Source organism: Gemmatimonadota bacterium, assembly GCA_016714015.1.
Taxonomy (GTDB): Bacteria; Gemmatimonadota; Gemmatimonadetes; order Gemmatimonadales; family Gemmatimonadaceae; genus Pseudogemmatithrix.
The window spans coordinates 405,263-427,582 of the sequence record JADJNZ010000005.1; the positions used below are offsets into that span (position 1 = coordinate 405,263).

Consider the following 22,320-nt stretch of genomic DNA (forward strand, 5'->3'; position numbering starts at 1 on the left):
GTAGAGGATGCATCCTCTCCGCCTGATCCCCGTCGCCGTCGCTGGCGCCCTCGCCGTCTTCGCCACGCACGCGCCGTTGCGCGTGATCCGCTCCACGCCCGTCGGTGTGTCCGATCCCGTCACGGAGATCGCGGTGAGCTTCGATCGACCGGTCGTGGGGTCGCTCGAGCGCGGGGTGGATCCGGCGAAGGTGATGCAGATCGTGCCGGCGATCGCCGGGCGCTACGAGTGGCGCGATCCGGTGACGGTGCGCTTCGTGCCATCGCGGCCGCTCCCCGCCGACCTGCGCGTGGTGGTCACGGTGCCGAACGACTTCGAGGCGGTGGATGGCACGCGACTCGAGGAGCCGCATCGCTTCGCCTTCCGCGTGCGTGGTCCGCGCCTGCTCGCCGGCACACCGGTGGGCCCGTCCAACACGACCGACCAAGTGACGCCCGCGCAGCGGTTCGAGGTCGTCGCCACCGACTCGCTCGATCTCGCGCGGTTGAGCGAGGTGGCGTTCGTCGAGATGGCCTCGACGTGCACGCCGCGCATCGTCCCGCTGCGCGCGGCGGAACAGCGCCGCCTCAACGACCGCGATCCGTGGGACCTGCAGAACGCCGGCGGGTGGGAACGGGAGCGTTCGCTCGATTCGCTGCGCCGTGTCGTCTCGCTCTTCCCGCGCACGCCCATCCCGCGCGGGTGCGCGGGCGAGCTCGTGGTCCCGCAGGAGCTCTCCGCCATCGCGCCGGTCACGCTCGTGCGCTGGGGATTCCGCTCGTACGGTCCGTTGCGCATCGCCGAGACAGCCTGCGGCGCGTTCCATACCGCGAGCTGCGCGCGCGGTCCGGCGCGCATCGCCTTCTCCACGCCCGTCACGGGGCAACAGGTCGCGAAGCATGTGCGGCTCATCCCGGCGCAACCCTTCACGCTGCGCGACACCAACGCCGTCTCGGCCACCTGGGTGCTCGAGGCACCGCTCCTCCCGCGCACCGGCTACGCGGTGGTGGTGGACACCGCGCTGCGCGACGTATACGGCCAGCGCATCTCGGGGAATCCTGCCGGCGCGTTCAAGACGACCGGCTACGAAGCCTACGTCTCCTATCCCTACGGCAAGCAGACGGTGGAGCGCGTGGGCTTCCGGACGCTCCCGGTCGAGCACGCCAACGCCGACACGCTCGTCGCGATGATCGCGCCCATCCCGCGCGCGCGCGAGCAGCAGTGGCTCGCGCGCTATGCCTGGGGCTACGGCGAGCTGTGGGACTCGGTCGCATCGCGCGCGACGGTGCAGCGCATCCCCACGCGCGCCGGGCGTGATCGCGGGTCGCTCACCGGATTGCCGATGCCGGTGGTCGATGCCTCGCGCGGCGACGCGCCGACGCTCTTCGCCGTGAAGGTCGGCGGCACAGGACTCGGCGCGGGGAACGGCATCGCGAACGCGACGATCTCCCTCGTGCAGGTGACGGACATCGGCGTGACCGCGCGGCTCGGCGTGCAGGAAGGCGTGGTGTGGGTGACCGGCGTGAGCGACGGCAAGCCGCGCGCGGGGGCCGAGGTGATCGTGCACGATGCCGGCGGCACCGTGCTCGCGCGCGCGCGCAGCGACGCGGAGGGACTCGCGCGACTCATTGACTTCACGGAGCCGCTCGCCGCACCGGACGCCGCGGACGGCGAAGGGGACGGGGAGTACGGCGGCGATGAAGGCGACGGCGCCTACATCGAGGTGCGCAGCGGCACCGATCGCGCGCTCGTCGCGGTCAATCGCTACGACCCCGACCTGAGCGCGTGGACCTTCGGCGTGAACTCGGCGTGGGGCGGCGAGCGTTTCCCCATCGCCGGCGCCCTCTGGGCGGATCGCGGCATCTATCGTCCCGGCGAGCAGGTGAACCTCAAGGCGGTCGTGCGCACCGGACCGCTCGGCGCGCTGCGTCGCCCGGTGCGCGCCGATTCGGTGCGCTGGGTGCTGAGCGATCGCGAAGGGAACGACACCTTCACCCGCACCGTCGCCCTCTCCGAGTTCGGCACCACGCAGCATCGCGTGGACCTGCCGACGACCGCGCCGGTCGGGACGCACCGCGTGCGCGTGATGCTGAAGCGGCGCGGCGCCTGGCGCGAGATCGCGAGCACGAGCTATCGCGTGGGCGAGTACCGGCCCCCCGAGTTCCTCGTCGATGCCACGGTGCGATCGGCGGGCGACGCGGACCGGCGCGAGGTGCGCTTCGGCGTGACCGCGCGCTACCTGTTCGGCGCACCGATGGCCCGGGCGCAGCTCAACTGGGAAGCGCGCGTGGAGCGCGTCTGGCCCTGGGATGTCCGCATCCCCGGGCTCGACGGCTGGAGCATCGGCAACAACACCTGGGGGTACGAGCGCGAGTCGCCGTACGCCGGGAGTGTCCAGAGCGGGATCGATACGCTCGACGACCGCGGTGATCGCACCGTGCCCGTCGCGGTGCCGGCGCGCGACGACGGCGTGACCACGCGGCTCATCCTCGCGGCGGCGGTCACCGACGTCAATCGACAGGTGGTGGGCGCGGTGACGAGCACCCTCGTGCACCCGGCGCGCTTCTACGTCGCGGCGAAGGTCGACGGCGAGAGCTGGTTCTGGCGCGCGCCCGAGCCGCAGCGCATCCAGGTCCGCGCGGTGCGGCCGGATGGCGAGGCGGAGATCGGCGCGCGGATCGTGGGCCGGCTCATCCGGCGCGACTGGCATCGCGTGCGCCGCGAGCGCGACGGGATCGCGACGATGGTGGGCGAGTACGTCGTGGACACCGTCGCGACCTGCACCGTGACCAGCGCCGCCGAGGCGTCCACCTGCACGCTCGTGCCGCGGCAGGGCGGCGTGCACACGGTGGAGTTCCGCGCGAGCGATCGCGACGGGCGCCAGGCGGTGACCTCGTTCTCGCGCTGGGTCACCGGGCAGGGGTTCGTCGCCTGGGGCGACGAGACGCAGTTCAAGATGGACCTCTTCGCCGATCGCGATCGCTACGACGTGGGCGACACGGCCTCGGTGCTCATCGCCTCGCCCTTCACCGACGCCGAAGCGTGGCTCACGGTGGAGCGCGAGCAGGTGATCGAGCAGCGACGCTTCCGCATCACCTCCGGCTCGCAGATGGTGAAGATCCCCATCACCGAGGCGTTCGTGCCCAACGCCTTTGTCTCGGTGGTCGTCGTGCGCGGCCGCAGCGCGCCGCCGGGGAAGCTCGACGATCCCGGCCGCCCGACGATGCGCGTGGGCTACACGCAGCTGCGCGTCACGCCCGAGGTGAAGCGGCTGCGCGTCGCCGTCTCGCTCGTGCAGCCCGAGTACCGCCCCGGCGACACGGCGCAGGTGCGGCTCGCGGTCCGCGACGCGCGCGGCGCCGGCGCCCGCTCCGAGGTGGCGCTCTGGGCGGTGGATGAGGGCGTGCTCGCGCTCACCGGCTACAAGACGCCCGACCCGCTCGACCTGATGTACCGCCCGCGCGACCTCGGCATGCGGCTCGCCAGCAATCTCGTCGCGGTCACGCCGCAGGTGGCCGAGGGCGAGAAGGGACGACGCGAGGCCGGCGGCGGCGGTGGCGCCGACGGATCGGAAGTGCTGCGCTCGACCTTCCGCACGGTCGCCTTCTACCTCGGCGAGGTCGTCACCGACTCGGCGGGCAACGCGACGGTGAAGGCGAAGCTCCCCGACAACCTCACGACCTTCCGCGTGATGGCCGTCGCTGTCACCGATGCCGATCGCTACGGCAAGGGTGAGACGCCGATGCTCGTGACGCGCCCCGTCGTCGCGCGCCCGGCTCTGCCGCGGTTCGTGCGGCCCGGCGACACGCTCTCCGCCGGCACGGTCGTGAATCGCCGTGATGGCGTGGCAACGCAGGCGACGGTGAAGGCCCAGTCCACGGGGGTGCGTCTGCTCGGCGCGGCGGAGCGCACCATCCCGCTCGCCGCAGGACGCGGGGCCGAAGCACGCTTCCGCTTTGCCGCCGTGGCGGCCGAGAGCGCGGCCTTCCGTTTCGACGTGCGCTCCGGGCGCGAGTCGGATGCGGTGCGCGTGGCGATTCCCGTGAAGCCCGACGCGTTCGAGCGGCGGCATGTCGTCTCCGGGACGCTGCGCGACACCGCCTCGGTGGTCTTCGACCTGCCGGCGGACATCGATCCGGCCCGGTCGCGCGTGACCATCACCCTCGGCAACACGCCGATGACCCTCGTGCGCGGCATCCGCACCTCGTTGCGGGTCTACGAGTACGAATGCACCGAGCAGATCTCGAGCCGCGTCACGCCGCTCCTCGCGCTGTTGCAGGCGCGCGGCGCGCTGACCCCGGCCGAGGCGGCGATCGCGCGACGCGAGGTCGCGCGCGGGATCGGCGTGCTCCTCGGCAGGCAGCGCGCCGACGGCGGCATCGGCTACTGGAGTTCGGGCGATTGGACGACGCCGTGGCTCACCGCGTACGCGGCGAACGTGATCATCGAGGCGAAGGAGCTCGGCGTCCCCGTCGATTCGGCGGCGCTCGCGCGCCTCTCCGAGTACGTGCGCGGCGCGCTGCGCGAGGAGCCGAAGGATCGCGGGCCGTTGCAGTGGTGGTACGACCGCCGCTCGACGCGGCTCGCCGACCAGGTCGCGGCCGTGGACTTCCTGAGTCGCGCCGGGCAGGCGGACCGTCCGGCGGAGAACGAACTGCTGCGCAACGCGCCCTTCATGCTGCGCGAGGACCGCATCCGGCTCGCCGAGGTGCTCGCGCGGCGCGGGGCGACCACCGAGGCGCGCAGCCTGCTGGCGCTCGTCTGGGCGGAGGTCCGCGTCGATGGCCGCACCGCGGTGCTCCCGGCCGACACCACCAAGTGGTACTTCCATTCCTCCACGCGCGAGACCGCGCGGTTGCTCACCGCGACGCTCGCGGTGGATCCGGGGCATGCGCTCGTCGGACCGCTCGTCGAGCGGCTCGCGGTCACGCCGCGCGGGCGCTACTGGCAGAACACGCAGGACCAGGCGGCCGCGGTGCGCGCCATCGCGATGTTCGACGCGAAGGCCGCGTCGAGCGCGCCACGTCCGCTCGTCGTGCGCAGCGGCACGCGACAGGTGCTCCGCACGGTGACCGCGCGCGGCGACACGACGCTCGCCATCGCCTCGCTGCTCGGTCCGGTGCGCGACGAGACGCGCGCGCTGCGCCTCACGCTCCGCGCCGAAGGGACGGCGGCGTTGCCGTCGTTCTTCCATGTGACGGTCACCGAGATGCCCTCCAAGCCGCCCGTGCGCCCCGCGGACGCGGGGATCCGCGTCGAGCGGTGGTACGAGCGCTACGGCGATGCGAAGCCCGTCACCTCCGTGGCCGAAGGCGAGCTCGTGCGCGTGCGCCTGCGCATCACCGTGCCGGTGGAACGGCGCTTCGTCGTGGTGGACGATGCGCTGCCCGCCGGACTCGAGGCCGTGGACCTGAGCCTGCGCACGTCGAGCGTGGTGGGCGGAGGACCGGCCGCCGGCCGGCCCGCGCCGCGCGATCCCGACGCGGAGGGTGGCGAAGAGGGCGACGATGAGGGCGGGCTCGGCTACGGCCGCTGGGAAGGTGGCTGGTGGTCGCCGTGGGACTTCCGCGAGATCCGCGATGATCGCGTCGTCTGGTCGGCGTCGTGGCTCTGGAAGGGGACGTGGGACATCAGCTACATCGCGCGCGCGACGACGCCGGGGACGTTCATCCGTCCGCCGGCCCGCGCCGAGGAGATGTACGATCCCGGCGTGAACGGCCGGAGCGATGGCGGGAGCTTCACCGTCACGCCCCGGTCGCCGTGAGTCCTCGCGTCGTGCGGGTCCTGCGCGCGCTGCGCGCGGCGGTCGTCGCTGCCGGTGCGGCGGCGACCGTCGGCGCGGTGGCGCTCGGCGCATGGGTCCTGCGGCCGCTGCCGCCCGGACTCCTCGACCCGCCGCCGGACCCCGGCGTGCGGATCCTCGACCGGCATGGCGTGCTGCTGCGCTCCACGCGCGCCGAGGACGGCACGCGCGGGCGCTGGATGCCGATCGACCGGATCGATCCGGATCTGATCGTCGCCTTCATCGCGGTGGAGGACCGTCGGTTCTGGGACCATGACGGCGTGGACCCGCGCGCGGTGGGGCGCGCGGCGCGCGACAACTGGCGCGCGGGGACCATCGTCTCGGGCGCGTCGACCATCACGATGCAGCTCGCGCGACTCCTCGATCCCGGCGCGCGGGGCTGGCGCAGCAAGGTCGCGGAGACCGCGTGGGCGCTCCGGCTCGAGCGGCACCTCTCCAAACAGGAGATCCTCGAGCAGTACCTCAACCGCGTGCACCTCGGCCAGAACACCGCCGGCGTCGCGGCGGCGTCGGCGTTCTATATGGGAGCCGACGCGAATGAACTGAGCGTGGGTGAAGCGGCGATGCTGGCCGGACTCGCGCACGCTCCCTCGCGCGACAACCCGGTGACGTCGCCCCGCCGCGCGATGGCGCGTCGGCGCGTCGCGCTCGCGCGGATGGTGCGCGCCGGGGCGATCCGTGACGACGTCGCCCGCCGCGCCGACGACGAACCCGCGCTCACGCGCCGCACGCGCGACCCGTTCCTCGCGCCGCACTTCACCACGCGGGTGCTGCAGGAGGCGCGGGCCGACGCCGAGCGGTCCGCGGGCGACGTCACGCTCCGCACGACCATCGATGCCGGACTGCAAGCCGAGCTCGAGGCCGAGGCGCGCCAGGCCGTCGCGCTGCTCGGTGACCGCGGCGTGCGGCAGGCGGCGATCGTCGTGCTCGACAACGCGACCGGCGGCGTCCTCGCGTGGGTCGGGTCGCCCGACTTCTGGGAGCCGCGCAGCGGGCAGACCGACATGGTCGTCTCCGCGCGCCAGCCCGGCTCGGCGCTCAAGCCGTTCCTCTACGCGCTCGCCTTCGATCGCGGCGTGACCGCGGCGACCGTGCTGCCGGACGTGCCGACGCAGTTCTCCACCGTGAGCGGACCCTACGAGCCGCGCAACTACGACCGTCGCTTCCGCGGTCCCGTGCGCGCGCGCGAGGCGCTCGCGAGTTCGTACAACGTGCCCGCGGTGCTGCTCGCGCAGCAGGTGGGGACGGGCGCGTTGCTGCACACCTTGCACCTCGCCGGCTTCGCGTCGCTCCGCCGCACCGCCGATCACTACGGTCTCGGGCTCGCGCTCGGCAACGGCGACGTGACGTTGATGGAGGTCGCGAACGGCTATCGTGCGCTCGCCAACGGCGGTCGCTACGCCGGGTGGCACTGGCGGCTCGACGAGACCGCCGCGCCCGGTGACGGTCGTCGCATCGTCTCGCGTGCCGCCGCCACGCTCGTGCTCGACGTCCTCGCCGATCCGGCCGCGCGCGTCCCCGGGTTCGGCGTCGTCACGCCCTTCGACTTCCCGTTCCCCGCGGCGGTGAAGACCGGCACCAGCCGGCACTTCACCGACAACTGGGCGGTCGCGGTGACCGGGGGCTTCACCGTCGCGGTGTGGGCCGGCGACGTGAGCGGCCGTCCCATGGAAGGGGTGAGCGGCGTGACCGGCGCGGGGCCGCTGCTGCATCGCGCGGCGATCGTCACCGCGGCGCGGTACGCGCCCGCCGCACTGCCGTCGCCGGAGACCGAAGGGCTCGTCCCGGAGTCGGTGTGTCGGGTGTCGGGCCTGCTCGCCACGCGCGAGTGCCCGGGCGTGCGCGAGTGGTTCGTCGCGGGCACGGCGCCCACGGTGCGCGACTCCTGGGTGCGCGGCGGACGCGTGCGATTGCCGGACGAGTATGGCGCGTGGGTCTCGCAGGCGGGGAACGGGTTCCAGCTCGCGTCGGTCGATCCCGAGTTCGTGGAGGAACGGGATCGCATCGACCCGGGTGCGGAGGCGCGCGGCGAGCGCGAGTCCGCTCGCGCGATGGAGCGCGTGGCTTCGGTGCGCGGCTTCCAGATCGTCTCGCCGGCCGACGGTGACGTATATAGGATGCCGCCGGGCGTGCCCGCGGACTACGCGACGGTGGCGCTCCGCGCGGAAGGCGCGACGGGGGTGGTGCGCTGGTTCGTGGACGGGGTACCACACGACGCCTCGCGTTGGCGGCTCCGCCCCGGCGCGCACCTGATCCGCGCCGTCGCCGCAACGGGCACGGTGACCGAGGTGCGAATCCGCGTGGAGGAGTGACGGCGGGACGAACGGTCGGGTAGGAACGCACGAACCTTGACGGAGCGCATGATGCGACGGACCCTGCTGCTGACGATGATCACGATGGGAACGATGGCCTGCGCGACGGAGCCGTCCGGACCGCCGGCCCCCATCACCGGACTGCCGCGCGCACTGACCGTCGCCGAAGGCGAGGTCGTGCAGCGGTCCAACCGCTTCGCCTTCGACCTGATGCGTCGCAGCGCCGCCGCGCGGGATTCGAACGTCTTCATCTCGCCGTTGAGCGTCTCGATGGCGCTCGGCATGACGCTGAACGGCGCGGCGAACGCGACGCTCGACTCGATGCGCGCCGCGCTCGGGTTCGAGGGGATGCCGCTCGCCGACATCAACGCCGGCTATCGCGGGCTGATCGACCTGTTGCTGGGGATCGACCGCACCACCGAGATGCGCATCGCCAACGCCGTCTGGTATCGCACGGGCCTCTCCGCCGACGCCGACTTCCGAGACGCGCTCCTCGCGAGCTTCGATGCGCGTGTGCAGGCGCTCGACTTCGGGTTGCCGACGGCGCCCGACACGATGAACCGCTGGGCGAGCAGCGCGACCAACGGCCGCATCCCGCAAATCGTGGACGCGATCGATCCCGAGACGGTGATGTTCCTCATGAACGCCGTCTACTTCAAGGCGAAGTGGGTCGACGCGTTCGATCCTCGGAAGACGTCACCCGGGGCCTTCATGCCGGCGTTCGGCAACCCGCAGCAGGTGCCGATGATGCGCAACAAGACCGCGTTCGACGTGCTCCAGATCGCCGAGGTGAACATCGCCGAGCTGCGCTATGGCAACGAGGCCTTCGTGGTGGACCTCGTGCTGCCGGGCGCGACCGGCGACATCCACGACCTGATCGACTCACTCACCCCGCAGCGCTGGTCCGGGTGGATGGCGTCGCTGCAGCGGCAGACGATGGACCTGGTGATGCCGAAGTTCACGCTGGAGTACGAGCGGTCGCTCAACGACGACCTCGCCGCGCTCGGGATGGGGGTCGCGTTCGTGGACGGCGCGGCCGACTTCCGGAACCTCTTCGAGCCGAACCAGCCGGGGCCGTTCATCAGCGCGGTGAAGCACAAGACGTTCGTCGAGGTGAACGAGGCGGGGACCGAGGCCGCGGCGGTGACCTCGGTTGGGGTCGAGGTCACGAGCTTGCCGCCGAGCTTCACGGTGAATGAGCCGTTCCTGATGGTGATCCGCGAACGGTTCTCCGGGACGATCCTGTTCATGGGGAAGATCCTGCGGGTGCCGGAGTGAGGCGCGGTCAGCCGGCGCGGGGGCCCGCAGCACCCTGATGTCAGAAGGTGGCGACGAGTGACGCGAAGCCCCAGGTGTACGGCAGGGCGCTCCCCGTCTCGCGCAGGAACCGACCGGCGGAGACTCGCGCGATGCCGCCGTCGGCGCGCAGGTGGCGGCTGAGCCGCCACTGTATCGAGAGGTCGACCTCTTTCCCCACGTCGCGCGCGCTTCCCGGGAGCGCACTCCGGAACACCGCGCCGGCGACATCATAGGCGGCGTCGGCATCGGACACGCGTTGGAACGCGTGGAACGCCACGCGTGCACGCACGGGCGGGCGCGGCGAGAACTGCACCACGAGGCGTTCCTCCAACAGGTTCCGACGGCCGAGCATGTCCGCGAACCCGGCGTAGGCGTGGGCGAGCGGGTACAACTGGTCCCAGGTCTCGCTCTGCGCGGGCGCGCCAGCGGGGGTCCCGCTCGCGCGGTCGATGCCGAGTGTGATCGCCGGGGCGCCGCGCCACCTCGGTGACAACGTCAGGTCGGTCGCGAGCATCGTCGCGAAGGTCGCGCGTCCGGTGCCGCTCGCGCGTTGCACGCCGCCCTCCACTTCGAGCACCAGCTCCCGCCGCCCGACCGGGGTCAGGAGTCGGGCGGCGAGCGTCGATCGCTCGGCGCCGGCCACCGCGCCGACCGCGTCGGTGGATCGCACGAGCAGGGCCGCTTCGAGCACACGCCCGCTCGTCGGCGCACGCCACGACACCTCGCTTCCCAGGAGCGACACGCCGTCAAGCGCGACATCGCGCGCCTCGGGGAGTATCTGGAGCGGGTGCACCGCGAAGGCGGTGACGGCGACGGACCCGCGACGGACCTCCGCGGACGCGCCCTCGAAGATGCGCCGCACGTTCGCCCAGTCGAGTGGTGAGAGGATGCGTTCACGGCCCAACTGGAGTTCCTGACGGCCGACGCGCGCGATCACCAGCATCCCTTGCGCCGACCCGCGCGCCTCGAGGAAGGCGTTGCCGAGATCCAATCGGTCGCGGTCGATCGCTCGCGCCCCTCCGGGCAGCTCCCGGCCCGCCACGTCCGCCACGCGGCCCTCGACGAACCCCCGCACATGGGAGCCGACATGCAGGTCGGCATGGAGATGCGCGCGCCCGACCAGGAACGCATCGCGGCGCGTGCCTGGTCCACCGCCAAGGAAGTTGCGCACCGACTCGCCGCGGACCCGGAGATGTCCGCCAAAGGAGATCCAGTGACGCCCCGCGGCGTCGAGATCGACATGCTTGAGCGCGTCCCACGCGTCCCCGGATGGCTTGGACGACCAATCCTCGCGATACCGCAGGTTCTCGAACGCTGGTCTGGGCGCGGCGGGACGTTCCTGCGCGACGACGACGGTCGGCATCGCACACGCGAGCAGCGCGGCGAACACCCCGACGTGTGGGCGCTGGCGCGGACGGGGCGATGGTAGGCGGTCGGACCCGATCCGCGTCATCGCCGCGGTCGGTGCGAGGCGCGCGCGGCCGCGGTCACGGCCTTGACCAGCGCGTCCCGATCCGCCGGGATGCGCGGGGACTGGAACGAGACGACGCCCTGAGGGTCGAGGACCGAGATGATGTTCGAGTGGTCGAAGTCACCGCTCGGGAGCTGCCGATAGCTCACCCCGAGCAGGACCGCGAGCTGTCGTACATCGGCCGGAGCCGCGCGGAGCACCAGCCAGCGGTCGTCCAGCGCCATCTTCTCCGCATGTTGCCTGAGTGCCGCCAGGGAGTCGCGCGCCGGGTCGAATGACGCGAGCACGAAGCGCACGCGCCCCCGCAGGTCGGCGGGCAACGCGCGCTGCACCGCGAGCATCTCGCTCGTGATGAGGGGGCAGGTCATGGTGCACGAGGTGTAGACCATCGCCAGCACCACCGGCTCGCCCCGGAGCTCCGCCAGATCCAACGCCCGTCCGTCGTGATTCGTCCAGCGCCCGGTCACGCGATACAGCGAGCGCTCCGAAAGGCCGCTCGCCGGGACCGCCTCCGCTCCCTGTGCTCGACATGCGACGAACGGCAGGAGCGGGACGAGCAGGCCGAACGTGAGCGCCGCTGCACCATGGCGGAGGGGGATGCGGATCGAGATCATCGGTCGGGGCGTCCGGAAGGAGGAGAGGGGTCCCGCGCCAACCGGAACCCGAGAGTACCGAGTGCGTACGACCCGCGAAGTGATCCGCGTACCGCGTAGCGCATGAACGCGGCGAAGTTGCCGGGATCCGCGGCGAGGGCCGCGCCACCGGCGCAGAAGAGCCCGTCGTCCGGCGTGCCATCCCCGCGGGACTCACCGCTGGTGACCACCGAGTTGAAGTCATCGACCCATTCCCACGGGCCGCCATGCAATCCCGCTATGCCCTCGTCGCTCGCTGGGGACGGCGAGGGCCTCGCCTCGGTCCCCGCCTCGGTCCCCGCCTGCGCATACGACCCGATCAGGAACGTCTGCAACCGTTCCGGCGTCGGCCCAACGCTCCGAACGAACCGGCTCGCCGCCAACTCCCACTCCGCGGTCGATGGCAGGCGCGCGCTACTCCACTGTGCGTACGCCTGGGCCGCGAACCACGACACGTGCACCACAGGGGCCGATGGCGCCGCGGTGGCCCCGAGCACCGTGTCGCTCTCCCAGTGCCGCAGGTAGGTCGGATCGGCCGCGATGCGCGGCACCCGCGATCGCCGCCAGCCTGGATTCGCCTTGACGAATCGGAGGAAGTCCGCGTTGCTCACGGCGCGCTCGGCGAGCAGGAAGCCCGGCACTCGCACTCCGGTGTCCGCGACGCCCGCGAGATAGAAGGGGCGCACGTGCCCCGACGCCACCGGGCGGTAGCGGGGGGCGGACGCCGACTGGGCGGAGGCGTCACCCACGCCTCCGCCCAGCAGGCCGACCATCCACATCCCGACGATCACTCCACGGGTCACCACGGACGCCATCGCACGGGGGACGCCGCGGGCGATGGGTCGCATCGGTCAGTGCCCGCCGCTGCCGGCCGCGCGCACGCGCGACACGTCTCGCAGGCTCACGAGGTCCGACGCCCGATTCCCGAAGTTGGTGCGCACGTACGAGAGGACCGCCGCGATGTCCGTGTCGGACAGGCCCAGACTCGGCATCACGCCGTTGAACTTCTGTCCGTTCACCGTGACCTCGCCCGAGAGTCCGTGCAGGACGACCCCGATCGCGCGATCCTTGTCGGCCATGAGGTAGTCGCTCCGCGCCAGCGGCGGGAAGGCCCCCGCCGTCCCCTCGCCACCCAACTGGTGGCACGCCGCGCAGTTGGCCGCGTAGACCTGCTGGCCGCGCGCCAGGAGTTCCGCGCGAGGCAGCTCGCGCTCGGTCGCCGCGGCCGCCACGCGCGGCATCGCCTGCACCGCACCGCCTTCGGGCAGATACACCACGTCGTTCTGCTTGCCGGAGTAGACGACCGCGTTCGCATCGCCGTCGACCCGCAGCATGCCGAGCGCGCCCTTGTTGAAGGCGCGGAAGATCGAGTGGTCGACCAGGATGTACGTCCCGGGCACGTCGAGCCGCATGTCGACGATCGCCGATCCGCCCGCGGGGACCAGCGTGGTCTGCACGTCGCGCTGGTTCGCGAGCGAGCCGCCCTCGGTGTGGACGCGGTCGAAGATCTCGCCGATCACGTGGAAGCTCGATACGAGGTTCGGCCCACCGTTGCCCACGAACATGCGGACGGTCTCGCCCACCTTCGCCTGCAACGCGTTCTCGCCCGCCAGTGCGCCGACCGAGCCGTTGAACACCACGTACTCGGGGTCCTCGTGCAACGCCTTCTCCATGTCGAACGGCTGGATGCCCGAGGCGCCGTGGCGGCCCGCGGTGTAGAACTCGCTCTGCATCACGTAGAACTCGCGATCGACGGGCGTGAGGCCCTCCTTCGGTTCCACGAGGATGAGGCCGTACATCCCGTTGGCGATGTGCATGCCCACGGGGGCGGTCGCGCAGTGATAGACGTAGAGGCCCGGATTGAGCGCCGCGAACGTGAACTGCGACGAGTGCCCGGGCGCCGTCAGCGAGGCCGCCGCCCCGCCGCCGGGGCCGGTCACCGCATGCAGGTCGATGTTGTGCGGCATCTTGCTCGACGGGTGGTTGTTCAGGTGGAACTCCACCTCATCACCCGAGCGGACACGGAGCATCGGCCCCGGGACCGAGCCACCGAACGTCCAGAACGTGTACTCCACCCCGTCGGCGAGCCGCTTCTTCACTTCACGCGTCTCGAGATTGACCACGATCCTCGCCGGACTGCGCCGCGTGATCGGGGCGGGTACCGCCGGTGCGTACGCCACCTGCAGCGTCTCCACGGGCATCGCACCACTCGGCCGGTCCGCGAGGGGATCACGCATGGCGGGATCGGCCGGTGTGCAAGCCGAGACGACCAGCAGGCCCAGCGCGAGGGCGACCGCCGGCGTACGAAGCCACACGACAGGGGCAGAGGACGGACGATGCATGCTCGGGCTCGATGGGGGGGATGGAGGGCGACCGGGACTGCGGGGGTGGCCGCAATCTAGGGAGCGCCCCCGCGGCCGGAGAGCAGGCAAGCCCCGACCGCCGCGCCGGAGGATGCCTGACAGTCGCGTCCGCGAGACACGGACGCGACTGTCCGCCTCTGCCGCCCGGCAGGGGCGTTCAGCGCCGCGAGATCGTCACGCGCCACTCCTCGGGCCCCTGCGCGAGGTATTCCCACTCGAACGCCCCAGCGCGTTCCGCCTCGAACTGGTAACGCAGCGGCACCGGGTCGTGGTCGTTCACCAGCGTGAACGACTCGCCCGGCGCGAGCGCGTCGAACGTGCGGAAGATGGTGGCGTGCTTCTCGCGCGGCGGGATGACGCGCACGTCCAGCAGGGTCGGGGTCGCCATGGCGATGCTCCGGATGTCGAGGTCAGGCCGTCGCGACGCGACGGATCAGGAGATGCACGAGCCCCGGCGATGGCTCCCGGAGCTCGTGCGTGAAGCCCCGCTCCGCGAGATGCGGGAGCAGGAGATGGGGGACCCGCGCGTTCACCTGCAGCAAGGTCCCGTTGGGCGGCAGCGTCTCGAGTGCGGCGAGCGTGTGGGCCATCGGCTCGGGCGGCTCCATCTCCCGCACGTCGAGCACGACGAGCGGCGGATGGAACCAGATGCGCCAGTCATCGGGCGCGAGGGCTTCGCTGTGGTGCGCGAACCCGTGCCGCTCCATCACGCGATACAGCGGCGCCGGTTCGAAGATCGCGCGCACCAGCAGCGCGCCACCGTCCGGCACCGCGGCGCGCGCCGCCATGATGCGGGCGAACGGCTCCTCTCCGCGGCGCAGCTCGTCCCGCACATCGGCGGTCACGATCCGCGCCGGGGCGATCAGGCGCACCGCCAGCGGCAGGTCGTCGGTCATGGCCGCCTCCGGGCGATGGCGAATATCTGGGCCACCATCGCCACTGCGCCGAGCGCGAACGCGCCGGCACCGGCGGTGGCGAGGTGGGTCGTCGCGGTCCCGACACCGGCGAGGAGGCCCGCGGTACCGATCACGAGCGACCAGGTGGCCACCATCGCGATGTCGGCACGATAAAGGTCGGCCACCCGCGGCAGCGGCTGCCGGCCCGCGAGCGGACCGAAGTGGCGGTGCCACACCAGGAACGGCACGATCTTGTATTGGAAGGCCCCCACGTACAGCGCGAACGCCAGGATCGCCGCCGTGGTGGCGAAGCTCGCGAGACGTGGGGCCGGAGACGAGATGCGGGAGAGCACGCCGACCGCGGCCGCGAGCGCGAGGAGACCGAGCGCCACGGCCGCGAGCCACAGCCCCGGATCGAGGTGGCGGCGGGACCGCCGCACGTAGTACGCGCGCGCCTGCAGCACGAAGCTCAACGCCCCGGCACCGAGGAGCGCGGGAGCCAGCCACCGGCGAACGACATCGGCATGATGACCCAGCGCGAGTACCCCGGCACCGGTGCCCACGGACGCCGCGGCCCAGCGACCCAGCGACCCGCGCGCCCCATGGCTCAGCAGGAACATCGGCAGGAGGCGCTGCGAGACGCCGATCACCACCAGCGATACCCAGCCCGAGAGTGCGACGGTCAGGTGCGTCGCCACGGCGAGGGCATGCGCGATACCCAGGATGCCCCACCGCAGGTCGGACGCGAGCGCTACGCCGAGGACGATCGTGATGCCGAGGAACGTCGCGGCGCCCGCGAGCGCCCACCAGGTGAGGTCCCGCGTCGAGGATCGCCGCAGCGTGGCGCCCAGATTGACCACGAAGGCGCCGAGCGAGACGCCGAGCGCGATGCCTCCGGCCGCGGCCACTCCGGGCCCGGCGCGCACGAGACCCGCGACGAGGAGCAGGAGCCCCACCACATGGATCGCCCCCCCCGCCCACGCCACCGTGCGCCACGCGATTGGCTGTCCGAGCGCGACCGGGAGGAACTGGTAGAGCGCCCCCAGGATGGACGTGCTGATCCACCCGAGCGTGAACAGATGCGTCACGGCGACCACCGGCGCGGCCGCGTGCATCCCCGCCGCGAGCATGGGCGCCACGTCCACCAGGCCGATCGCGCCGAGCAGCAGGAACAGTTGCGCCGCCCCGAGATGCGCGACCGGGAGTGCGACAGCCGTCGCCGACCGCGCGCCGACCACCCTCATCGCGTGGCCTCCATGACGTACGCGCAGGCCGCGTCGCCCGACGGGATGAAGCTCACCCGGGCGGGCTCCTCGCCGAGGAGTTCCTGCAGCAGCCCCGACTCGGCGCGACAGGGCACCTGTGTCACCTCGACCAACGCACGAATCGGACAGTGGCAGAGGCGAAGCCGCGGCGCGTCGCCACCCATCTCCAACACCGGCATGAACCCGAGGTCGGCGAAGACCCGCGCCACCTCCTCGAGGCGCGCCCCGCCCTCGAGGTGAGCCACGCGGGCCATCGCCGACGCTCGCACTTCCGCCAGATACTCTTCATAGAAGGCGCGCAGCAACGGCTGCTGTCCGCGTGCGGCCAGAAAACCGGCGAGGGCGCGCAGCACCTCGCCCTCCCGGCGAGGGAAGAGTGCCTCCGCGTCCGCCGTCAGCGTGAAGCGGATCTCGGGCCGTCCGGGGCCCCGTCGCCGCGTCCCGCTCCGCGCGACGAGCGCGCGCGACTCGAGTGTCCGCAGGTGCTCGCGCACGGTCTCCACGCTCAGGGACAGTTCGCGGGCCAGCTCCGGAACCGTCGCGCCGCCGCGCCGCTTGAGGGCGTCGACCAGGGCGCGATGGCTCGGCTGGATCGGTGCGGATGGACGCATGAGGTCTGGGCTAGGGTGCGGCGACCGGCTACGCGTTCAAGTTGGCTTGCGTGTGGACGATAATCAAGGCAATTTCCGTGACAAACAAACCCAGGCGCACTCATGTCGTCCCTGCAGCCTACCGATCCGCGTGCCATGACCGTCGACGAACTGATGGCCCGCCATCCCGAGACCATGGCGGTGTTCAATGCCTTCGGCATCGACAGTTGCTGCGGGGCGCACCGGAGCGTGCACGAGGCGGCCGCCGCGGACGAGGCGGACGAGGCGGCGTTGCTCGACGCCCTCACGCGGGCGATCGGAGCGGGGCGATGAAGGCGTTCGACGCCCATGCCGCCGCACTTGCGGCCGTGCCGGCGCATCCGGCGCGGCCGGCGACCGCGACGGTTCATGATGCACCGGGGCTACGGCTCGTGGTCTTTCGTCTCGAGCCAGGGCAATCGGTGGCCCCGCATACGAGCGAGGCGACGGTCCTGATCACCGTCTTGAGCGGCCGAGGTACCATCAGCGTGGGTGAGGAGCTGGTGGAGGCAGGACCTGGGCACGTGGTCACGCTCGCGCCGGGCGAGCCGCACGGCATGCGCGCGACCGCCGACCGATTCTGTCTGCTCGCCACGATCGTGCGGCGCTCGTGAGCGCTGGCGAGGCGGCACCGCCGGGCATATCGTGACGGGGAGCGTACGCCCCCTCAACGGACGATCCGTGACCGATTCGCGTGGTGCCAGCGACCGTGAGGCGGTGGCAGGCCTCGGCTCCTTGGCGCGCCTTCACGCGATGCTGGGCCAGGTGAACCGGTGCATCGCACGGGTCGAGACGTGCGATGCACTCTGGACCGGGGTCTGCCGCGGGGCGGTGGAGCAGGGCGGATTCTCCGTGGCGTGGGTCGGCCTGCTGGGCGAGGCGGCGCGGACCGTCACCGCCGTTGCGTCGCACGGCGAGTCCCTCGGTGAGCTCCCGTCCACACCGTTCAGCGTCGCGCCGCATGGACATGACGCCATGGCGCGGGCGGTATCCGGCGGACGCGCGGTCGTGACGACCGACCCGGCCGACCAGGTGCGCCTGCTGCCGCGACGCCAGCCGATCGAGAGCGCCGCCGTGCGGGCGGTCGTGCGCGCGGTCGCCGTCGTCCCCTTCCGCTGTCGGGGCCACGTGGTCGGTGTCCTGACCGTGGGATCCGCGGACACCTCCCTCGTCGAGGGCCCCGGACCGCTCGGCCTCCTCGATCTCCTCGCCGACGACATCTCCCATGCCCTGGATGCTCTGGAAGTGGCGGGGGAACGGCGGCGGGCCGCGCGGGTCGACGCACATCAGGGGGTCCTGTCCGATGCGACGATCGAGAGCCTGCCGGGCATCTACTACCTCATCGACACCGCGGGACGCTTCGTTCGCTGGAACGCGAGACTCGAGCACGTGAGCGGCTACAGCGGGGCGGAGCTCGCCCTGCTGCACGCGACCGACCTCTTCACGGGCGACGAGCAGGAGCTGATCCGTCAGCGGATCGGCGCGGTCTTCACCCTCGGCACGGCGAGCGCGGAAGCACACCTCACCGCGAAGGATGGGGTCCGCACGCCGTTCTTCCTGACCGGACAGCGGTTGATGCCGGAGGGCGAGCCGCACCTCGTGGGCGTCGGGATCGACATCGCGGCCCGGCGCCGCGCGGAGGAGTCGCTGCGGGAACTCGCCAACGCCGTCAACTCGGCGGGTGACGTCGTCTTCGTCACCGACCTCGGCGGCACGATCACGCACGTCAACGAGCGATTCACCGCACTCTACGGCCACGACCCGGCGGATGTGGTCGGCAAGGTCACGCCCCGTATCCTGAAGAGTGGACGCCAGTCGTCGGCGTTCTACCGCGACGTGTGGGGCGCACTGCTCGGCGGCGAGCGGGTCCACGGCGAGGTGGTGAACCGGACGAAGGACGGACGGCTGCTGTCGATCGAGGAGACGATCACGCCGTACCGTGACGATTCGGGGCGGTTCGTCGGGTTCATCGCGGTCCAGCGCGAGATCGGCGCCCGCACGCGTGCGCAGGCGGAGTCTCGCCTGCTGCAGGCGGTCATGCTCGGCGTCGGCGAGGCCGAGACGCTGGATGACGCGCTCGCCTTCGTGCTGCACGAGGTCTGCGCCGCGACCGGCTGGGCCATCGGCGAGATCTGGGTTCCCAATGGCGACGGCACGATGCTGGACTGCCATCCCGTCTGGCATGGCGCGACGCCGGCGCTGCGGGAGTTCCGCGAGGCGAGCCGCGCGACGCGTTTCGCGCCGGGGGAGGGCCTGCCGGGTCGTGTCTGGCGATCGAAGCGGCCGGAATGGCTCTCCGACCTCCGGTCGCCGTCGCACTTCCCCCGCATGCGCGTCGCCGCCATGGCCGGCCTGACCGCGGGACTCGCGGTCCCCGTGCTTGCGCACGGCGAGGTGGTGATGTTGCTCGGGTTCTTCGTGGCCGAGCCGACGGCAGAGGAATCCTCGCGAGTCGAACTCATCGCCGCCGTCGCCGCCCGGATCGGGGCGCTCATCGAGCGCCGGCAGGCGCAGCATGCATTGGCCACGCGCGAAGCCTATTTTCGTGCCCTGATCGAGAACGCGTCCGACCTCATCACCGTGCTGGACCTCGACGGCGCGATCCGCTTCCAGGGCCAGAGCGTGGAGCGCCTCCTCGGGTTCCGGCCGGAGGAGATGGTCGGTCGCTCGGCGCTCGAGTGGGTGCATCCCGAGGATCTCGACCGGGTGATCGGGACCATGGAGCGAATCCGCGGCGGATCGGACCGCCCGACGGACGTGGAGTACCGCATTCGGCACGCCGATGGTCGCTGGCGGACCATCGAGTCCATCGTCCGTCGCGTCATCGAGCCCGCCGGCGCGCCCGTCGTGCTCGTGAACTCCCGTGACGTGACGGCGAGCCGGGGGTTGGAGGAGCAGCTGCACCACTCGCAGCGGATGGAGGCGATCGGCCGGCTCGCCGGCGGCGTGGCGCACGACCTCAACAACGCGCTCGCGGTCATCATGATGGAGTCCGGCGAGATCCGGACGGTCGCCGGGCTGCCGCCAGCGGTGCGGCACGGCGTCGAGCAGATCGCCTCGACCGTCGAGCACGCGGTCGGGCTGACTCGGCAACTGCTCCTCTTCAGCCGCAAGCAGGTCACACAGCTCCGCGACCTCGACCTGAACGTGACCGTGCGGAACGTCGTCACCATGCTCCAGCGCATCATCGGCGCGGACGTGCGACTCGAGGCGGTGGTGCATCCGGACCCGTTGCGGGTGCGCGCCGACGCCGGGATGCTGGAGCAGATCGTGCTCAACCTGGCCGTCAACGCGCGTGACGCGATGCCGCGGGGCGGACACCTGAGGATCGAGACCGCACGGCTGGCGATCGACGACCCGGTGTCGCGTCGTCATCCCGTGGAGACCGGGCGGGTCCATGTCGCCTTGCGGGTCAGTGACACGGGAGAGGGCATCGCCGCCGACGTGATCCCGCACATCTTCGAGCCGTTCTTCACGACCAAGGGGATCGGCCAGGGCACCGGACTCGGTCTCGCCACCGTCTTCGGCATCGTGCAGCAGCACGGCGGATGGATCGACGTCGAGAGCGAGGTGGGACGCGGCTCGACCTTCGTGGTCGCGCTCCCCGCGCAGGAGGGCCCCGCGGAGGAGGCCACCACCACCGTCGCCCCGGCCCACGAGCTCGCGCCGCCCGGTGGTTCGGAGACGATTCTCCTCGTGGAGGACGATCCCGCGGTCCGGGCCGCCGCCCGGACGATCCTCACCCGCAACGGCTACCGCGTGCTGGCGACCGCGAGTGGCGTCGAGGCGATGGCGCTGTGGCCGAGCATCGAGGCGTCCATCGCGCTGCTCCTCACCGACCTCGTGATGCCCGGCGGCATCAGCGGACACGACGTCGCCGAACGCGCCCGGGCGTCACGGCCGGGGCTGCCGGTGGTGCTCATGACCGGCTACAGCCCGGACATCGCCGGCCGGACGCTGTCCGCCCGGGACAGCGCGCACTTCCTGCAGAAGCCGTTCACGCGTGATGCGCTCCTCGCGACGGTGCGTCGCTGCCTCGACGATCGCGCCCACGCAGACGGCTGACCAGGTCCGGGCGCCAGCGCAGCACCGCCACGCCGGCCGTGCAGGCCGCGAGCAGGTTCGCCACGGCGATGGACCACCAAGGCAGCACCTCGCGCAGGGGGATGGAGAGCGCACCCACCGCGGCCACCGTCGCCGCGCCGCCGCCCACGATGATGGCGACGAACAACGGTCGTCCCAGCGCCCCCGTGACGAACCCATGCACGATGCGCAGGACGACGAGGCCGATCAGCAGCGAGAGCGCGAGGTGCACCGCCGTGTAGGCGCCCACCGCCCCGACGTCGACCGGCGTCGGCAATCCGAGGCCACCCGTGTCGCGCACGCCGCGGAACACGGCGCGGCCGAGCTGATTCACCGAATAGAGCGCGCCGCGCGACGCGAGCACGTCGAAGGCGGCGTAGAAGAGCGCCACGGTGACGAACGCGATGAGACCGACCTGCACACCCTGACGCACCCAACGGGAATCCGACATGGTACCCTCCTCGGGGGGAATGCGGTGTGTGACGCAGCCGACCCTCGCGTTCGGCGTCTGCCCGTGCGCGCGGTCAGGCGGGGAGCCGACGCCAGCCACGCCACATCCAGGCGGCGACGCCGGCGAGCACGAGCGCGCGCACCACCTGCCCGGCCATCGCCGTGCCGCCGTAGGCGTCGATCAACCGCGGCGCGGCGAACCAGTAGTAGGTGCCGACCGACACGCCGCCGAGCACGAGGAGCGCGCGCGCCCCCCGTACCAGGCCGAGCAGGATCGCGGAGGCGACGATGCTGCCGACGACCCACTGCCCCACGGTCGCGTAGGTCGCGAGCGCCTGCGACAGCGGGCCGTCGACCGTCGTGAAGTACCCGATGATGAATCCGGGGAACGCGCTCGCGAAGAGGCCGAACGGGGAGAGGATCCAGTGCCGCCCCCGCCAGCCCGCGATGCTCTGCACCGCGCTCTTCCGCCCCGCCAGGTCAGGACAGCCCAGCGACACGCAGCGATTGCAGTCCACGCACCGGGCGCTCCCCACGTCGAGCAGCGGCGCCTGGCCATAGAGCTTCTCCACCGGCAACACCGGACACAGCGAATTGCAGAAGCCCGCGCGCCGCGACACGACGAGACCGGTCGCCACCGCGAGCACCGCCACCGCGGAGACCGTCACGGTCATCGCCACGCCGTTCGCGTTGAACAGGAACCGCCGTGCGGGGACCATCAGCACGAGCAGCCCGATGCCCACCGCCCACATGAGTGTCAGCACTGGAGGTGTGAGGAGCCGTCCCGCACTCCGGCGCGAGCCCAACTCGTTGAGGGTCGCGAGCGGACACACGTTCCGCCAGATCATCGGATTCACCAGGAACACCGCCGGGAGCAATGGGATGACCATGTCCCAGAGCAGGTGCAGCGACACGTCGGGCATCAGGACGAACGCGCCGAGCAGGACCAGCGTGAGCACGACGCCGAGCGACTGGGCGGCGCGCCACAGCGGCGGTGCGGCGACGAGGGGAAGCCGGACGACGGACACAGGACCTCGTGTGACGAAGGGGGGTGGAGCCGCACCGCCGCAGATTATATCATGCATCCTTCATGCATGTTAGAGGCGAATCCCCGACACCAGGCGCATGGCACTCCCCG

General features: G+C 71.9%; 16 protein-coding genes. 6 read left to right on the forward strand and 10 right to left on the reverse strand.

Annotated features, from left to right (window positions below; translation table 11 throughout):
- Positions 1 to 7: 7 nt before the first annotated feature.
- The 3 genes from IPJ78_12105 to IPJ78_12115 are packed head-to-tail and all read left to right on the forward strand — an operon-like array spanning position 8 to position 9,372.
- The gene (locus IPJ78_12105) at positions 8 to 5,743 is read left to right on the forward strand and encodes a hypothetical protein (protein ID MBK7907294.1); all 5,736 of its coding nucleotides are present in this window, start codon (positions 8 to 10) and stop codon (positions 5,741 to 5,743) included.
- Positions 5,740 to 8,094, forward strand: coding sequence for a penicillin-binding protein 1C (pbpC, locus tag IPJ78_12110; GenBank protein ID MBK7907295.1), 2,355 nt, complete (start codon positions 5,740 to 5,742; stop codon positions 8,092 to 8,094). The genes IPJ78_12105 and pbpC overlap by 4 nt, the downstream gene beginning before the upstream one ends.
- 51 nt (positions 8,095 to 8,145) lie before the next feature.
- Complete coding sequence (locus IPJ78_12115; GenBank protein MBK7907296.1) at positions 8,146 to 9,372, forward strand: serpin family protein; 1,227 nt, start codon at positions 8,146 to 8,148, stop codon at positions 9,370 to 9,372.
- A gap of 40 nt (positions 9,373 to 9,412) precedes the next feature.
- Here IPJ78_12115 and IPJ78_12120 read toward each other — a convergent pair whose 3' ends face one another.
- The 8 genes from IPJ78_12120 to IPJ78_12155 all read right to left on the reverse strand — a co-directional run bounded on the left by IPJ78_12120 (position 9,413) and on the right by IPJ78_12155 (position 16,631).
- On the reverse strand, positions 9,413 to 10,756 hold the full coding sequence (locus IPJ78_12120; GenBank protein ID MBK7907297.1) for an alginate export family protein: 1,344 nt from the start codon (positions 10,754 to 10,756) through the stop codon (positions 9,413 to 9,415).
- 86 nt (positions 10,757 to 10,842) lie between these two features.
- Positions 10,843 to 11,478, reverse strand: a complete 636-nt coding sequence (locus IPJ78_12125; GenBank protein MBK7907298.1) for an SCO family protein — start codon at positions 11,476 to 11,478, stop codon at positions 10,843 to 10,845.
- On the reverse strand, positions 11,475 to 12,344 hold the full coding sequence (locus IPJ78_12130; GenBank protein MBK7907299.1) for a formylglycine-generating enzyme family protein: 870 nt from the start codon (positions 12,342 to 12,344) through the stop codon (positions 11,475 to 11,477). Before IPJ78_12130 ends, IPJ78_12125 begins: the two co-directional genes overlap by 4 nt.
- Positions 12,345 to 12,347: 3 nt before the next feature.
- A complete protein-coding gene (nirK, locus tag IPJ78_12135; protein MBK7907300.1) occupies positions 12,348 to 13,838 on the reverse strand; it encodes a nitrite reductase, copper-containing in 1,491 nt (496 codons plus the stop codon).
- A 178-nt stretch (positions 13,839 to 14,016) separates the two neighbouring features.
- On the reverse strand, positions 14,017 to 14,247 hold the full coding sequence (locus IPJ78_12140; GenBank protein ID MBK7907301.1) for a DUF2249 domain-containing protein: 231 nt from the start codon (positions 14,245 to 14,247) through the stop codon (positions 14,017 to 14,019).
- Positions 14,248 to 14,269: 22 nt separating this feature from the next.
- The gene (locus IPJ78_12145) at positions 14,270 to 14,755 is read right to left on the reverse strand and encodes a DUF2249 domain-containing protein (GenBank protein MBK7907302.1); all 486 of its coding nucleotides are present in this window, start codon (positions 14,753 to 14,755) and stop codon (positions 14,270 to 14,272) included.
- Positions 14,752 to 15,999: a hypothetical protein gene (locus IPJ78_12150; GenBank protein ID MBK7907303.1), complete on the reverse strand. Its 1,248-nt coding sequence runs from the start codon at positions 15,997 to 15,999 to the stop codon at positions 14,752 to 14,754. The genes IPJ78_12145 and IPJ78_12150 overlap by 4 nt, the downstream gene beginning before the upstream one ends.
- Positions 15,996 to 16,631, reverse strand: coding sequence for a helix-turn-helix domain-containing protein (locus IPJ78_12155; protein MBK7907304.1), 636 nt, complete (start codon positions 16,629 to 16,631; stop codon positions 15,996 to 15,998). Before IPJ78_12155 ends, IPJ78_12150 begins: the two co-directional genes overlap by 4 nt.
- Before the next feature lie 135 nt (positions 16,632 to 16,766).
- Here IPJ78_12155 and IPJ78_12160 point away from each other — a divergent pair, with 135 nt between their 5' ends.
- From IPJ78_12160 to IPJ78_12170, 3 genes are all read left to right on the forward strand, one after another.
- A complete protein-coding gene (locus IPJ78_12160) occupies positions 16,767 to 16,943 on the forward strand; it encodes a DUF542 domain-containing protein (protein MBK7907305.1) in 177 nt (58 codons plus the stop codon).
- Positions 16,940 to 17,263, forward strand: a complete 324-nt coding sequence (locus IPJ78_12165) for a cupin domain-containing protein (GenBank protein ID MBK7907306.1) — start codon at positions 16,940 to 16,942, stop codon at positions 17,261 to 17,263. The genes IPJ78_12160 and IPJ78_12165 overlap by 4 nt, the downstream gene beginning before the upstream one ends.
- Before the next feature lie 67 nt (positions 17,264 to 17,330).
- The gene (locus IPJ78_12170) at positions 17,331 to 20,714 is read left to right on the forward strand and encodes a PAS domain S-box protein (protein ID MBK7907307.1); all 3,384 of its coding nucleotides are present in this window, start codon (positions 17,331 to 17,333) and stop codon (positions 20,712 to 20,714) included.
- Here the strand turns inward: IPJ78_12170 and IPJ78_12175 are convergent.
- Together IPJ78_12175 and IPJ78_12180 are read right to left on the reverse strand one after the other, a co-directional pair.
- The gene (locus tag IPJ78_12175) at positions 20,647 to 21,183 is read right to left on the reverse strand and encodes a hypothetical protein (GenBank protein ID MBK7907308.1); all 537 of its coding nucleotides are present in this window, start codon (positions 21,181 to 21,183) and stop codon (positions 20,647 to 20,649) included. The genes IPJ78_12170 and IPJ78_12175 overlap by 68 nt on opposite strands.
- A 73-nt stretch (positions 21,184 to 21,256) precedes the next feature.
- Positions 21,257 to 22,210: a hypothetical protein gene (locus IPJ78_12180; GenBank protein ID MBK7907309.1), complete on the reverse strand. Its 954-nt coding sequence runs from the start codon at positions 22,208 to 22,210 to the stop codon at positions 21,257 to 21,259.
- Between the last annotated feature and the right edge of the window lie 110 nt (positions 22,211 to 22,320).